The sequence below is a fragment of the Paenibacillus terrisolis genome (genome assembly GCF_056171975.1).
Genome location: NZ_JBKFGG010000001.1, coordinates 448,125 through 461,143 on the forward strand (window position 1 = coordinate 448,125; position 13,019 = coordinate 461,143).

Here is a 13,019-nt window from a genome sequence, read left to right on the forward strand (position 1 = left end):
GCTTAAAAAGACTGCATTTAAGCTGGAAGTTATGAAATGCAAATACCGACAGGGCCTGGACTACTGCTCATCCATTCGTACAGCGGGGGTTCTCTGTTTTCCAAGGTTCGTTTACTCCACGGGCTGAAGCCATAATAAAAAGCGGGGAGCAATTCCCCGCCTGATTCAGGACGAATTCTAATGCTTAAGCTGTTCGAATTCCGTCGGCGTCAAGCCGAATTTCTTCTTGAAGCTTTTGCTGAAGTAGTTGGGATCGCCGTATCCAACCGCATAAGCGATCGTGGACAGCTTCATGTTTCCTCTCTGAATGAACTCCTTGGCCTTTTTCATGCGGTAATGCGTGATATGGTCCAGTACGGAATAGCCGGACTCGTTTCGGAACACTCGCCGCAAATAGCTGGGATCGACGAACAACCCCGCAGCTACGGCCTCAACGGACAATTCCTCCTCCGTATAGTGCTGTTCGATGTAGTCTTTGGCAGCGACGTACAGCTTATACGATTTGGTTTGCTTGGAACTTTCCGCCAGCTTGATCAACTGCGCGAAGAAGGACAGCATCCAGTCCTCCGCATCCACCCAGGTCAAGAAGCCGCGCAGCTTCCTGTCCGGTGACTGATCCGCCTGATGCCCCCATAGTTCTTCCGCGGCGATGCCCCGTTCCAATGCAAAGGACAGCCCGATCGATACGAGGCCCATCAGCATCGTATATACATAATCGCTCGTTACCTCATGGGACTGAAGCAGCTGCAGAGAGCGTTTAACTTCCACCAGAGTGTCTTCCTCCCGCAGACGCAGGGAAACCAGAAGGTTCTCCTGCACCGCGGCGGCATTGTATGGCTTGGCCAAGCCGGATAGCCCGGACTTTGAAGGGTCTTCCTGCTGCAGCGAGGCATCCGCTAGCTTTGGAAGTCCGGGGCGAATTCTTTCCAGCATCGCGGCCAGTTCTTCCCGGTTAAACGGCTTCAGCAAATAATCGTTAACGCCAAGCCGGATAGCCTGACGAACATACTCAAATTCATTGTGCCCCGTCACAAAAACAATAGTCATACCCGAAAATCGCAGCTTGAGCTGCTCGGCCAGATCAAGTCCGCTCATAAAAGGCATATTGATATCGACCAGCGCCAGATGGGGATGATGCTTCTGGGCTTCTTCCAGCGCCTCTTTGCCGTTGCGCGCCTCGCAGCATACCTCGAAGCCGTATTCCTTCCAGTCCATTTTCATTCGCAAATAATCCCGGAACAAGGGCTCATCATCCACGATCATGACTCGGTACATGGGTTCCGCCTCCCGTCTTTTTTCCCGGAACCGAGATATCCACCCGGGTTCCTTTTCCAGTTTCGCTAAACATGTGAATACCGTAGCCCGGTCCAAAATACAATTTAACTCTCTCCTGAACACTGTAAATGCCGATCGATTTGACTTCTTTTTCCCCGTTATGAAAAGCGGCAGCGGCCTTTAGCTGCTCGGCGTCCATCCCGATTCCGTTATCCTCGACCCGAATGACGATCTTATCGGACTCTTCAATCGCGGAGATGACAATAAGCCCCCGCTCCCCTTTGGTTTTCAGGCCGTGATAAATGGCGTTCTCCACCAAAGGCTGCAGCGACAGCTTAGGGATTGGCGTATCCCTGAGTTCGTCCGGAATCCGAATCTCATAATCGAAAATATCCGGGTATCTCATCTGCATGATCGACAGGTAATCGGCCGTCATCTTAATTTCCTGCTCCAAAATAATAAGCTCCCGACCTTTGCTCAGCACGACCCGGTAAAAATCGGCCAGCGCCTTGGTCGTGTTCCTTGCCTCAAGATTCCGCTCCATATCGTTCAGAATATAAATCGTATCCAGCGTATTGTACAAAAAATGCGGTTTAACCTGAGACGTGATCAACGCCAGCTCATATTCTCTTTTCCGCTTCTGCTCGGTCTCCATGCTTATGAGCAGCTCTTGGAGCTGACGGATCATCGAGTTGAACACCCGGGAAATCAGACCGATTTCGTCGTTGGTATGGACAGGGGCTTCCACGTCCAAATTGCCATCCATCACCCGGCGCATTTTTTTGGTGAGCTCTTGAAGCGGATTGAGCACAACCTTGGACAGCAAGTTGGCTCCAAGCAAGGACAACACCAGGCAACAGAAGCCGATCAGGATGATCAGCCGGATATTTTTCCCGACGTCCTTCGTCAAAATACCCAAATCCACCACATTGAGCAGCTTCCAGTTCATCCCGGGGTAATCGCTGACCGTAATCAGCCGCTTTCCGTTTTCGTTTCTCGTAATGGTCTCCCGTTTACCGGCCGAATCCTGCAACAGTTTGAGCTCCGAAGCATTGGTGATCTTGGTGAGCACCTGATCCTTATCGGGACTGGCTACGACACGCTGGCGCTCGTCCACCAGGAAATAATTTTTCTGCCCGATTTTGTCGCTGCTGCCGAGGGAAGCCGACAACGTAGGCTCTTCAATAATCAAGTACAGCGTTCCCAATCTTTCTCCGGTGTTGATATTGATCACGACTTTTCCCAGGGTCAACACGGGAACCTTCGGATCGGGCGTCATATAGCTTCGTTTCTCCATAGGGAACCAGTACGCTGCCCCATAACTGCCTTGCGACAGCAGCTTATCGGGAATTCCGCTGCGGAACACTGCGCTTTCGTCGTTTGCTGAGGAATAAGAAGTATAGATCTTGCCGTTGCTGTCGATGAACACGGCGGCGTCCGTTTCCGAAAAAAGCGACAGGTCGATGGCGAGGCGGCTCTGCATCGTTGCCCGGAACCGGGTTTCCTCCAGGTCATTACGCTGAACGGGAAAGTTCTCATACAGCCGGTTTACGTCGGTAACCAGCATATTCGAGCAGATTTCCACATTTTTGCGGATCGAATCGAGTTTGTTGATGATGAGTCCCGATTCGTCAATTACATCGTTAATGCTGCGGGTGATCATGGAACGGCTGAAAATCTGGCTGGATAAAATGCCTAAAATGCCCAACGAAACGAGGATGAGAGGAATGAACACAGTGAGCAGCTTGCTTTTAAACGGTAATCCGCTGAACCACTTCCAGATCTTTTGCTTGATATTCATGCGATGCAGACTCCCTTTTGAGTAACTGAATAAATGAACACGCACGCCAGCCTCAATTGTACGCAATCCTTTCGTTCAGCTTATATAGGCAACCGGTAATACGGAAAAGATAACGTAGGCACGAACCCCAGCTTTTGGGCCAGCCGGTACGAGCCCTCGTTTTCCCCGCGGCACGACCAGACCGGCTCAAGGTCATTTTCCAGGCAATAATCGATCAGAGCGGCGCTGACGCTGGAGGCAAACCCTTTGCCCCGGTGTTTTCCCGAGGTTTCTATGCCGATTTCCAGCTCTCCGCCGATGATAAACGCGGAAAAAGCGGTTGCCGCAATCTCCCCGTCGCATATCAGGCTAAATCCGGTACCGGACCGGTCAAAATGCTCTTCATCCCGCCAAAAATACTTTGGCGCCACGCTTCCCGGCATTTCGCGGAATATTTCTTTCGTCGTCGGAACGATTTCGTATTGGCCGGAATGGAATAGCGCTCTGCGGTTCAGATAGATCCCGGTGTCGAATTTGAAATTGACCCGCGTAAATTCGGTCACTTTGGGAGCGGATTCGTCAATGGCTCCAGGAGCGGCCGAACCGGCCTCCAGACTTGAGCCCATTATCCCGTGAAGCCGCTCGTTCCATGGTTCGGGAGGATAGGCCTGCAGCCATTCATGGCCCGTTCTTATTTTATTCGCATTCAGCATGTAATCATGCAGTCCGCGCTCAAACTCTTCATTGCCGGGATCTCCTAATAATAAAGACATGCCGTACGGATGAACGATATAAAAAACAGTCGGCTCCAGCACATCGTTTACGTAAACGGCCCCAGGGATTTCCCGCTGGACGACCGATTCGGCAAAGAGTGTATTGATGCCCGCTTTTTGCAGCAATTCCGCCGCTTTACCGTAATCTTTAGTATTCAGTGCTTTCATGAGACCCCTCCTTTTTCTACATGCTTCGCTTTGGCCGCCTGACGGCTTGCCAATACCCATACGGTACTACATTCCCCAAATATGCGCCAGCATTCACAAATAAAAAAGCGGCCGCAGGGGTTTAATTCCCACTCCGGGCCGCTTGGTTTCATTCCATGATTTATATCCGCATTTGCCGAAACACCATTACCGCTGCACCGGTAGATACGGCGTTTTCCTGAAGAATCCCTTTAGAGAAAACAGGCCGATACTCGGGATAATAATAAGTGTTTTTCTGCGCGACGGCAATCGCGGTATCATAATAGCCGGCATAAGCGTTGATCAGCGCCCCGCCCAAAATGACCGTTTCCGGGTGAAGGATATTGATCAGATTCGCCAGACCGATCCCCATGTAAACCGCCGACTGATTGAAAATTTCCGAGACAAACGGATCCCCCTGATTCAGTGCCTCCACCAGCATGTCGAAATGAATCGTGTCCGGCAGAAGTGCGTCCGCTCCATTAAAAGCATCTCTCCCCATTTTGCGCTGGGCCCGCACCTGCTTCTCCAGCGCCTGGACGGAGGCAAAAGCCTCGAGCGCGCCATAGTTTCCCGCATCGTGCAGTCTGGGTCCGTCCGTCTGGATGATCATCTGCCCGATCGATCCCTCCATATCCACCGCGCCGTACACCACCTGCCCGTTTGACATCATCGCCGAACGCAGGCCCGTTCCCGCATGGACATAAAGCATATGCTGGATTTTTTCATTGCGCAGCGCCCAATGCTCTCCGATCAGGGCCGTGTTAGCGCCGTTCTCCAGCATGGCACGAATCCCGGACTGCCGCTTCAGCAGGTCGCAGATCGCAACATCGGACCATCCCTCGGCCGGAAAATAGAGCGGATTCAAAATACAACCCTTATGCCTGTCCAACGGCCCAACGGCTCCGACGCCGATTCCTTCGGCTTTGCTCTTGTCCAAGCCATTCTCTTTCAGCATGGCATCGATTTTGACGCCGACATGTTGAACCAGCTTTTCGGGAGTCATCGTTTCATCCATGCTCCACCGGCAAAAGGACAAGGTATTCATCTTCATATCGTAAAGGCCCAGCGAAGAATACAAACGGGAAATCTCGAGCCCGAAGGTGACCCTCCGCAGAGGATTGATCCGAAAAAGGATCGGCTTCCTGCCCCCGGTGGATTGCCCGAACCCGGCTTCCGCGATCCAGCCTTCATCCGCCAATTCCTCCAGCAGCCTTGTCATGGTGCTGCCGGTAAGCTCAAATTCATTCAACAGCTCCGCTTTAGAGATATCGTCCTGCCGCGCGATGCGTTCGTAGACCGCCTTTTTCGCCGCCGGCGCCGAAAGTTCCGGTTTGCTCATAATACCGCTCCATTTATTCATATTAATTTTGTCGGATATTGATTTCATTATATCGGTTTCATTTAGGAATGACTAGCTCTGTACTTTTAATCATAATGATATAAACTAAATATTTCCGATACTCCGATAGCACTATTGTACCGAATAAACAACTCACTTTCCTCGAATTCAACGAATTTTCATAATAGTTAATTTCATATTGGTAAAAAGATGTTATACTGAATACAACAAATTCAAGTACAGCTTGGAGAGCGAAATCATGGGAAAAAGGCTGAAAGATCAACTGGTTATGTTGGGGAAATTATTCTGGGTATTTTTCAAAATCGGCCCCTCCACCTTTGGGGGAGGATATGCCATGATGGCCGTTATCGAACATGAAGTCGTCGGCAAGCGCCATTGGATGGATGAGCTGGAAATGAGCGATTTGATGTCCCTCGCCGGTTCCGCTCCGGGCGGGGTCGGGGTCAACGCTTCGGCGTTCATCGGATACCGTTTGGCCAAAATCCCGGGAGCGGTTGCCGCTGTACTGGGTATAACCCTGCCAACTTTTTTGATTCTGTACGCGCTCAGCTTTTTTTATTCGCGTCTGCAGTATGAACCAAAAGTCCAGGCCGCCTTTAAAGGAATCAACGGAGCCGTCATCGGTTTGATTGCCGTCGCGGCTTACAAAATGGGCAAAACGGCATTGTTCGATGTCGCCACCGTCGCGGTCGCCGCCGGTTCACTTATCGTTTTGCTGCTGACCGGATGGAATCCGATCTTTATGATTCTGATCGGTCTTTTTCTGGGCATTGCCATTATTCGGGTCAAAAAATGGCTCGGCTTCAAAGCGGTCACGGAAAAAGACGCCAAAACCGGGAACTCCGGCCAAGGCGTCATCGAATATTACATCTAGAGGTGGGACTAACCGTGTTATGGCAGCTGTTTTTTTCCTTTTTTAAAATCGGTTTAATGTCTTTCGGAGGCGGTTACGCCGTCATTTCCATGATTCAATTCGAATCGGACCGGCACGGCTGGATGTCCCCGGAGGAATTTCGGCGGATCGTGTCTCTTTCCGGCATGTCTCCCGGCTCGATTGCCACCAACAGCGCGACGCTGATCGGCTACAATACGGCCGGCTTGCCGGGAGCGATCACCGCTACGGTCGGAATTATTTTGCCTTCCTTGATGATTGTCGTTTTGATTGCCGCCTTTTTCTTTAAAATCCATTCCAATCCTTGGGTTAAATCGTCATTTTACGGCTTGCGGCCCATTATAACGGGTCTTATTCTGTACGCGGCCATTCATTTCGGATTCCCGGACCCTTCCGGGGCCGTCTTCAATTGGACAACGCTGGTGCCTCTGGTGATCGGCGCCGCTGCGTTTCTGGCTGTCGTGAAATATAAACTCCATCCGCTTATGGTTATTTTCATGTCGGCCTGTGCGGGAATTATTCTGTTTTAGGCCTGCATGCCTTCGGAAGCGCAGCAGTGCTTGTATTTTCTGCCGCTGCCGCAGGCGCAGGGTTCATTCCTGCCCGGCAGCCTTCCATTCAAATAACGTTTCAGGTTGCTTTGAAACAACTGCTCTCTCAGATTTGTCCCCAGTTTCTTCATCCGTTCGTCCGCATAAGCATACACTTTCTTGTAGCTTACGCAGAAATAATCGGTCTCCGAAGAACCAAAATCCTCGGCCCACCTCCGGTTGCGGGGACAGCCTCCGTGACATAGCGGACGGTATTCGCATGCGAGGCATGCCGGCGGCAGCGCCGGCTTCAGCCCGAGAAAAGCGCTACGCGCCGGGTGCGACAGCATTTCCTCGGGGGTATGCGTCGCTATATTCCCTATCTTCCAATCCGGATGGATATAAAAATCGCAAGGATAGGCATCCCCGTTTTGTTCCAGCACCAGCATCGTGCTGCACCCTGAGCTGTGCACGCATAGCTCCGCTTCCCGATGAAGATAAACGCTCAGCATATTATCAAAAAAACGAATGGAGATTCGTGGGGTCCCGTCTCCGTACCAATAGTCAAACGCCTCGCACAGAAAATCGCCGTACTCCTCGGGGGTGATTTCGTACACGCCGGGCATGCCGACTTCCTGCGAGCGGAACGACATGCAGGGAATAAACTGCACGTAATCGAACCCTTCTTCCTCGTAAAACCGCATCAGTTCTTTGGCCCTGCCGATATTTCCCTTATGCAAAACCGTGAGAATATTGAAATCCACCCCGTGTTTTCTTAAATAACCGATTCCTTTCATTACCCGTTCAAAGCTTCCCTGCCCCCTGGAATCGACCCTTCTGGCGTCATGAATTTCCTTTGGCCCGTCGAGGCTGACTCCGATCAAAAACCGGTAACTCCGGAAAAAAGCCGCCCACTTATCGTTAATCAGCGTCGCATTCGTCTGCAAGGAATTGCTGATCACCGTATTCGTCAGTGCATGTTCCGCCTGAAGCGCGACCACTTCCTCGAAAAAAGGCAGTCCGGCAAGCAGCGGCTCCCCGCCCTGCCAGGCAAAAGAAGCCCTGCCCCGGGCCGTGCCCATGTATTCTTTGATGAACTTGTCCAGAATACCGGGCTCAATCCGATTGATCTTCGGACCTGGCTTTCCCCCGCAAGTGCTGTAATAGCAATAATCGCAGGCCAGGTTGCAGTCCTCCGAGACCGTCTTCCACATCACGCCGATATCTCCATGCCCGTTTAATGAACAAGGACTGCTCATGTCTCGTCTCCTCCTTTGTGGCAAGCGCCATCCGCCCGATATAAAACAGGCCCGGAAACCGGGCATTCATTATACCGGTTTCCAGGCATTTCATATGCAAAACATGCGCACCGCTTACTTATCATCGAGTCCCAGTCTGATATATTGCTCCGCCGGAGCCTCGGCTCTTTTCATCTCAATCTTCAGCAGCTCCGTCATACGCGCTTCCACCGCTTCGTCCTGCAGCGGCTGCTCCTCCGCGTAATCCTCCCGGATGTTGAACAGCAGCGTCCGCATCACTTTGCGGTTATTATCGTACGGCTCGCCTTGAACGGTAAGCGGAAACTTCAGCACCGGATAATTCGTATACGGAAGGAACCGTCCGAACTCGATCTTCTCCTCCGCGCCCGCGCCGAGAAACGACCGGAACGATGTCGGCAGGGCCGTGTAAATGTGGCATGGGTGGTTGTCGGCCGACTTCGGCGCCCGCTTGTACGTATAAGTCCCGTCGGTGACGTTGACGGCCATGCCGTGGTAGCCGTAAATCGCGGCTTCGCGCACTTTCTCTTCTTTGCCCTCGAGCAGGCCTCTCAGCGAAAATCCCTTGACCGAATCCGGGATCGGAACGCCCATGTAATCGAGAATCGTCGGCATCAGATCAATGTTCTGGCTCAGCGCTTCCAAACGCGCTCCGGACCCTTGACCGCCCGGCGGCCGGATCATGAGCGGAATATGGGCAAGCTCGTTGTAGACATGCATCTGGTTTTTACCCAGCAGCTGATGTTCGCCCAGCAAAAAGCCATGATCCGTCGTAAAAATGAACAACGTATCTTCCCATAGCTGAAGCCGGTCCATCGTATTCAGCAGCTTGCCGAACCAATGGTCGATCATGCTTAAGTTAGCCGCATACCGTTTATTAAGGTGCTGAAGCGCATCCTCCGGCACATTGGCGTCGCCGTAAAACGGCCACTCAAACCGGGGACCTTTATAATCGTCTTTATACAAATCCAGATAATGCTGCGGAAAATCAAACGGCTCATGGGGGTCAAACGCTTCAACCAGCAGGAAATAGTTGTCCTCGTCCTTGTTCTGCTCCAGCCATTCGCAAGCCGCAGCCATCGTTCTCGGTCCGGAAAAATCCTCCTCGCCCACAAACCGGCGACGGTTAAGCTCGTATTGACCCGCAATCCGCCCGTAGAACTTCTCCGGTTTCTCCGGTTCGGTGACGACCGAATTCCACGGGTCGCCCTCCTGTCCCCGGTGGAAATCCCAGGTCGTAAACGCCTGGCAATAATTTTCTCCTCCTTTGGCGAAATAGTGGTAATGGTCTGTCACAATATGGCTGAAAATGCCCGCCTCGCGCAATACCTCCGGCAGTGTCCGGTCGAACGGTTCGATGCCGCCCCAGCCTTTTTCCAAAAAAGCCGTTCGTCCCGTCATCAGGTCACGCCTTGCGGGCATGCACGGCAGCGATCCGGACCAGTGCTGGTCGAATACGACCGATTTTTCCGCCGCCCGGTCGATATTCGGCGTATGAGCTTCGCCGCCGTAGGCCGGAAGGCTGCGGCGATTGAGCGTGTCCATCATGACCATAACGGTTTTCATGCTAATCCCCTCCTTAAGCTTTCAAACCCGTCGTTACAATACCTTGTACGAAATATTTTTGCGCTACCAGAAACAATGCGATGAGCGGAAGAACCACCAGCGTGGTTGCCGCCATCAGCAGGTTCCATTCCACATTCGTCTCTCCGCGGAAAATGGTCAGCCCCAATTGTACCGTTCGCATTTCATTCGTGTTGGTCATGATCAGGGGCCATATGTAATCGTTCCAGGCGGACGTGGTTTTAAAAATGGCCAAAGTGGCGAGAATCGGCTTGCTGAGCGGCAAGTAGATTTGAAAGAACACCCGGAATTTGGAGGCTCCGTCAATTTGCGCCGCTTCGTCCAGTGCTCGCGGGAAGTTAAGGAAAAACTGACGGCATAAAAAGATTCCAAAAGACCCGGCGATAAACGGCAAAATCAAGCCGATGTAGCTGTTGATGAACCCGATGCCTTCCTTGCCGAATAAATTGTTGCCCCCGGCCAGCGGGAATTGCTTCATCATCAGGAACGTCGGAATGAGCGTCGTCTGCGCCGGCACCATGATGCCGATCAGCACCGAGAAGAACAGGAGGTTCCGCCCGGGAAACTGCAGCCGCGCAAAGGCGTAACCGGCCATGGAATTAAGCACCAGGCTGACCACGACCGTAACCGCGGTAATCACAAAGGAATTATAAAAATATCTCGCCCAATCGCCCTGCGACAGAGCTTTGGAGTAATTATCGAAATGCCATACCTTCGGAAACAGGGAGAAGGTCGGCGATTGGATCTCGCCCATCGTTTTGAACGAGGTCAGGATCATAATCAGGAACGGCAGCAGCATCAAGACGGCTGCAACCAGCAAAGCCGCTGACAGAAGAATTCGTCCGCTTCGTTTGTTATTCAAGTTCTCCACCCCATCTTCAATCTGTATTAATCGACGTCCAAATCATCGCCTTGATTGCCGTACCGGAAGTTAATCAAGGTGATCGCCAGCGTAATGATAAACAAAATGACGGCCATCGCCGAAGCGTACCCCATTTGGAAATCCTGAAAACCGCGGAGGTAAATCTGATGAACGATGGTGGTCGTCGAGTTTAACGGTCCGCCGCTCGTCATGATGTTCACTTGCTCGAACACCATAAACGAATTGATGCAGGACATGACCAGAATGAAAAACGTGGTTGGTTTCAGCATCGGAATCGTAATGGAGAAAAATTGCCGGATCTTGGAGGCCCCGTCCATATGGGCCGCCTCATATAAGCTCGACGGAATCGATTGCAGACCGGCCAGATATACGATCATCGTATAGCCGATCGACTTCCAGATGCTCATGATCACGACGGCCATCATTGCCGTTTTCGGATTATACAGCCACTGCACCGGATCGAAGCCGAACACCTTGATCATCCGGTTTAAAATCCCCAGCGACGGGTCGTAAATCCACAGCCAAATCATCGAAACGGCAACCATCGAGGTAACGTTCGGAATGTAGATGCTGGCGCGTGAGAACACTCGCCCGATGATTTTTCCGTTAAGCAAGGTGGCGATAATCAAGCCAAGGAATAACTGAGGTATAATCGTAAACAGCGCGTAAATAAACGTGTTGTACATAGCTTTGCCGAACAGGGCGTCGTGAAATAGCCGGATATAGTTATGCAGCCCGACAAACTCGGGCGTGCTGTAAAAATTGTAATTGGTGAAGCTGTAATACAAGCCGACCAGCAGCGGGATGAAAACGAACAAGAAATAGATCAAATAACCCGGTGCGATCATCGCATAACCAATATAATCAATATTCAGCCGGTTTCTGGGCTTTTTCTTCGTTTGCATTTCCAATGAGTCGGAAAGGGCCGGTTTCAATGTGATGTCACCTCGCAGATTCATAAGTTTGCGTCTTGATCGGCAAAACGCCTGCTTGGCGCTTTTCGCAAACAGGCGTTTTGCTCGTGAAAACCGTTTACTTGCCGATCAGGTTAGGAAGCTCCTGGTTCATTTGCTCAACCCCGTTTTTCATCGCATCCGCGGCCGAAATTTTGCCGTAAAAGGCGGCCTCCAGATTTTGGCTGATGATTTCGGTCAGTTTCGGCGCATAAGTCACCTTTGCGGCTCCTTTTCCGTACGAAACGGCATCGAAAATCGCTTGGTTAATATCGGGTTTGTCTTTGATATAGTCTTCTTTAAGCGAATTCAGCACGACCGGAGCGCCCAGTTCCTGATAACGTTTCCAGGTTTCTTCCTTGGACATGACCTGCTTCATGAATTCGGCGGCCAATTCTTTGTTTTTGCTCTGCGAACTCATGAACAGAAGACGCATGCCGGAGAAGGTCGCTTTTTCCTTTCTTTCAATCGGACCGGATACGCCGATTTGGCCCTTCAACTCCGGATGATCGGTCTGAAGATTCGTGTATGCCGTCGGGCTGTCATAAGCGATGGCCGCTTTGCCGAGCGGGAACAGGTTCTCATTCGACTTGTTGGCGTCGAAAGGAATCGTCACGCCTTTGGACACAAGGTCCGCCAGATATTGAGTCGCTTCGATCGCCTCAGGAGAATCGAACAGCGGCTTGTTGTTTTGCTCGTCGATGACCTGTCCGCCGTTTTGCAGGACGAACGATTGCCAGAGCGTCCACGCGCCGGTAGTCGGAATGGCAAAGCCGGCGAGCGTCGTCGTATTGCCGTCTTTCTTCGTCAGCTTCTGTGCGTAATCGGACAGCTCTTCCCAGCTTCCCGGCGGTTTCTCCGGATCTAGACCCGCTTCCTTGAACAAATCCTTACGCCACAACAGAACGCGAGGATCCGGTATAAAACCAAGCCCGTACAGCTTGCCGTTATATGTTCCCGTTTCCACGATGTTTTCCATCATGTCGCTTTTCCCGTCCCAATCGGACAAATAGTCGTTCAGCGGTTCATATTGGCCCAAGCTGGCCCGTTGAGCCACGGAAGCAAGCGTATAGGACAATACGTCGGGGGACGTGCCGCTGGCATAAGCCGCGTTCAGCTTGGTCTCCATGTCATTGCCGAACGGAGCTTCGCTCATCTGCACCGTTACTCCCGGATGGCTTGCTTCGAACTCGCTGATGACCCGTTTCCAATAGGCGTTCTCCTGGGCATCCGTACCCGCTCTCCAGAAGGTGAGCGTCGCTTTCTTGTTTCCTCCGGTTTCTTCATTTTTGCTTAGTTGCTCCGTGCTGCCCCCGCAGCCGCTGAGTGCGGTTCCTGCCAGAAGCGTCACACCAAGCACAGTCGCCAGCCATTTTTTGTTCATCATCATGACCTCCCTTTTATCATTCCGTGCTGCAAACTCAGTATAGATGATGGGTTCCGCCGCCGGTGACGGCCGATTCCGCTCTTTTGCGATAAAGATCGTATTTGCATAACTGCATATCTCCCGGGCTTGGTCGCTC

11 protein-coding genes are annotated in these 13,019 nt (G+C 51.8%); 2 read left to right on the plus strand and 9 right to left on the minus strand.

Annotated elements, in window-relative coordinates; all coding sequences use genetic code 11:
• Positions 1-177: 177 nt before the first annotated feature.
• The 4 genes from ACI48K_RS01980 to ACI48K_RS01995 all read right to left on the minus strand — a co-directional run bounded on the left by ACI48K_RS01980 (position 178) and on the right by ACI48K_RS01995 (position 5,356).
• Complete coding sequence (locus tag ACI48K_RS01980; protein ID WP_475025887.1) at positions 178-1,275, minus strand: response regulator transcription factor; 1,098 nt, start codon at positions 1,273-1,275, stop codon at positions 178-180.
• Positions 1,250-3,076: a cache domain-containing sensor histidine kinase gene (locus tag ACI48K_RS01985; RefSeq protein WP_475025888.1), complete on the minus strand. Its 1,827-nt coding sequence runs from the start codon at positions 3,074-3,076 to the stop codon at positions 1,250-1,252. The genes ACI48K_RS01980 and ACI48K_RS01985 overlap by 26 nt, the downstream gene beginning before the upstream one ends.
• Before the next feature lie 80 nt (positions 3,077-3,156).
• Complete coding sequence (locus ACI48K_RS01990; protein WP_475025889.1) at positions 3,157-3,996, minus strand: GNAT family N-acetyltransferase; 840 nt, start codon at positions 3,994-3,996, stop codon at positions 3,157-3,159.
• Positions 3,997-4,156: 160 nt separating this feature from the next.
• Positions 4,157-5,356, minus strand: coding sequence for an ROK family protein (locus tag ACI48K_RS01995; protein ID WP_475025890.1), 1,200 nt, complete (start codon positions 5,354-5,356; stop codon positions 4,157-4,159).
• A gap of 259 nt (positions 5,357-5,615) precedes the next feature.
• Here ACI48K_RS01995 and ACI48K_RS02000 point away from each other — a divergent pair, with 259 nt between their 5' ends.
• Entirely contained in the window at positions 5,616-6,251 is a 636-nt protein-coding gene (locus tag ACI48K_RS02000) for a chromate transporter (protein WP_475025891.1), read from the plus strand.
• 14 nt (positions 6,252-6,265) lie between these two features.
• Positions 6,266-6,799, plus strand: coding sequence for a chromate transporter (locus ACI48K_RS02005; protein WP_475025892.1), 534 nt, complete (start codon positions 6,266-6,268; stop codon positions 6,797-6,799).
• On the opposite strand, the gene ACI48K_RS02010 is transcribed toward ACI48K_RS02005, so the two are convergent.
• The 5 genes from ACI48K_RS02010 to ACI48K_RS02030 form a co-directional block, all read right to left on the minus strand.
• Complete coding sequence (locus tag ACI48K_RS02010) at positions 6,796-8,058, minus strand: anaerobic sulfatase maturase (RefSeq protein WP_475025893.1); 1,263 nt, start codon at positions 8,056-8,058, stop codon at positions 6,796-6,798. The two genes, ACI48K_RS02005 and ACI48K_RS02010, sit on opposite strands and share 4 nt — an antisense overlap.
• A 114-nt stretch (positions 8,059-8,172) precedes the next feature.
• A complete protein-coding gene (locus tag ACI48K_RS02015) occupies positions 8,173-9,642 on the minus strand; it encodes a sulfatase (RefSeq protein ID WP_475025895.1) in 1,470 nt (489 codons plus the stop codon).
• Between the two features lie 13 nt (positions 9,643-9,655).
• Positions 9,656-10,531: a carbohydrate ABC transporter permease gene (locus ACI48K_RS02020; RefSeq protein WP_475025896.1), complete on the minus strand. Its 876-nt coding sequence runs from the start codon at positions 10,529-10,531 to the stop codon at positions 9,656-9,658.
• Between the two features lie 17 nt (positions 10,532-10,548).
• The gene (locus ACI48K_RS02025; protein WP_475025897.1) at positions 10,549-11,478 is read right to left on the minus strand and encodes a carbohydrate ABC transporter permease; all 930 of its coding nucleotides are present in this window, start codon (positions 11,476-11,478) and stop codon (positions 10,549-10,551) included.
• A 97-nt stretch (positions 11,479-11,575) separates the two neighbouring features.
• Positions 11,576-12,880 carry an ABC transporter substrate-binding protein gene (locus tag ACI48K_RS02030; RefSeq protein ID WP_475025898.1) on the minus strand — a complete coding sequence of 435 codons (1,305 nt, stop codon included), beginning with the start codon at positions 12,878-12,880 and terminating at the stop codon, positions 11,576-11,578.
• Positions 12,881-13,019 lie beyond the last annotated feature (139 nt).

Excerpts from the sequence above, each read along its gene's own strand:
- ACI48K_RS01985 (WP_475025888.1), bottom strand. The coding sequence starts at position 3,076 with ATGAATATCAAGCAAAAGATCTGGAAGTGGTTCAGCGGATTACCGTTT.
- ACI48K_RS02000 (WP_475025891.1), top strand. The coding sequence starts at position 5,616 with ATGGGAAAAAGGCTGAAAGATCAACTGGTTATGTTGGGGAAATTATTC.
- ACI48K_RS01995 (WP_475025890.1), bottom strand. The coding sequence starts at position 5,356 with ATGAGCAAACCGGAACTTTCGGCGCCGGCGGCGAAAAAGGCGGTCTAC.
- ACI48K_RS01980 (WP_475025887.1), bottom strand. The coding sequence starts at position 1,275 with ATGTACCGAGTCATGATCGTGGATGATGAGCCCTTGTTCCGGGATTAT.
- ACI48K_RS01990 (WP_475025889.1), bottom strand. The coding sequence starts at position 3,996 with ATGAAAGCACTGAATACTAAAGATTACGGTAAAGCGGCGGAATTGCTG.
- ACI48K_RS02015 (WP_475025895.1), bottom strand. The coding sequence starts at position 9,642 with ATGAAAACCGTTATGGTCATGATGGACACGCTCAATCGCCGCAGCCTT.
- ACI48K_RS02030 (WP_475025898.1), bottom strand. The coding sequence starts at position 12,880 with ATGAACAAAAAATGGCTGGCGACTGTGCTTGGTGTGACGCTTCTGGCA.
- ACI48K_RS02010 (WP_475025893.1), bottom strand. The coding sequence starts at position 8,058 with ATGAGCAGTCCTTGTTCATTAAACGGGCATGGAGATATCGGCGTGATG.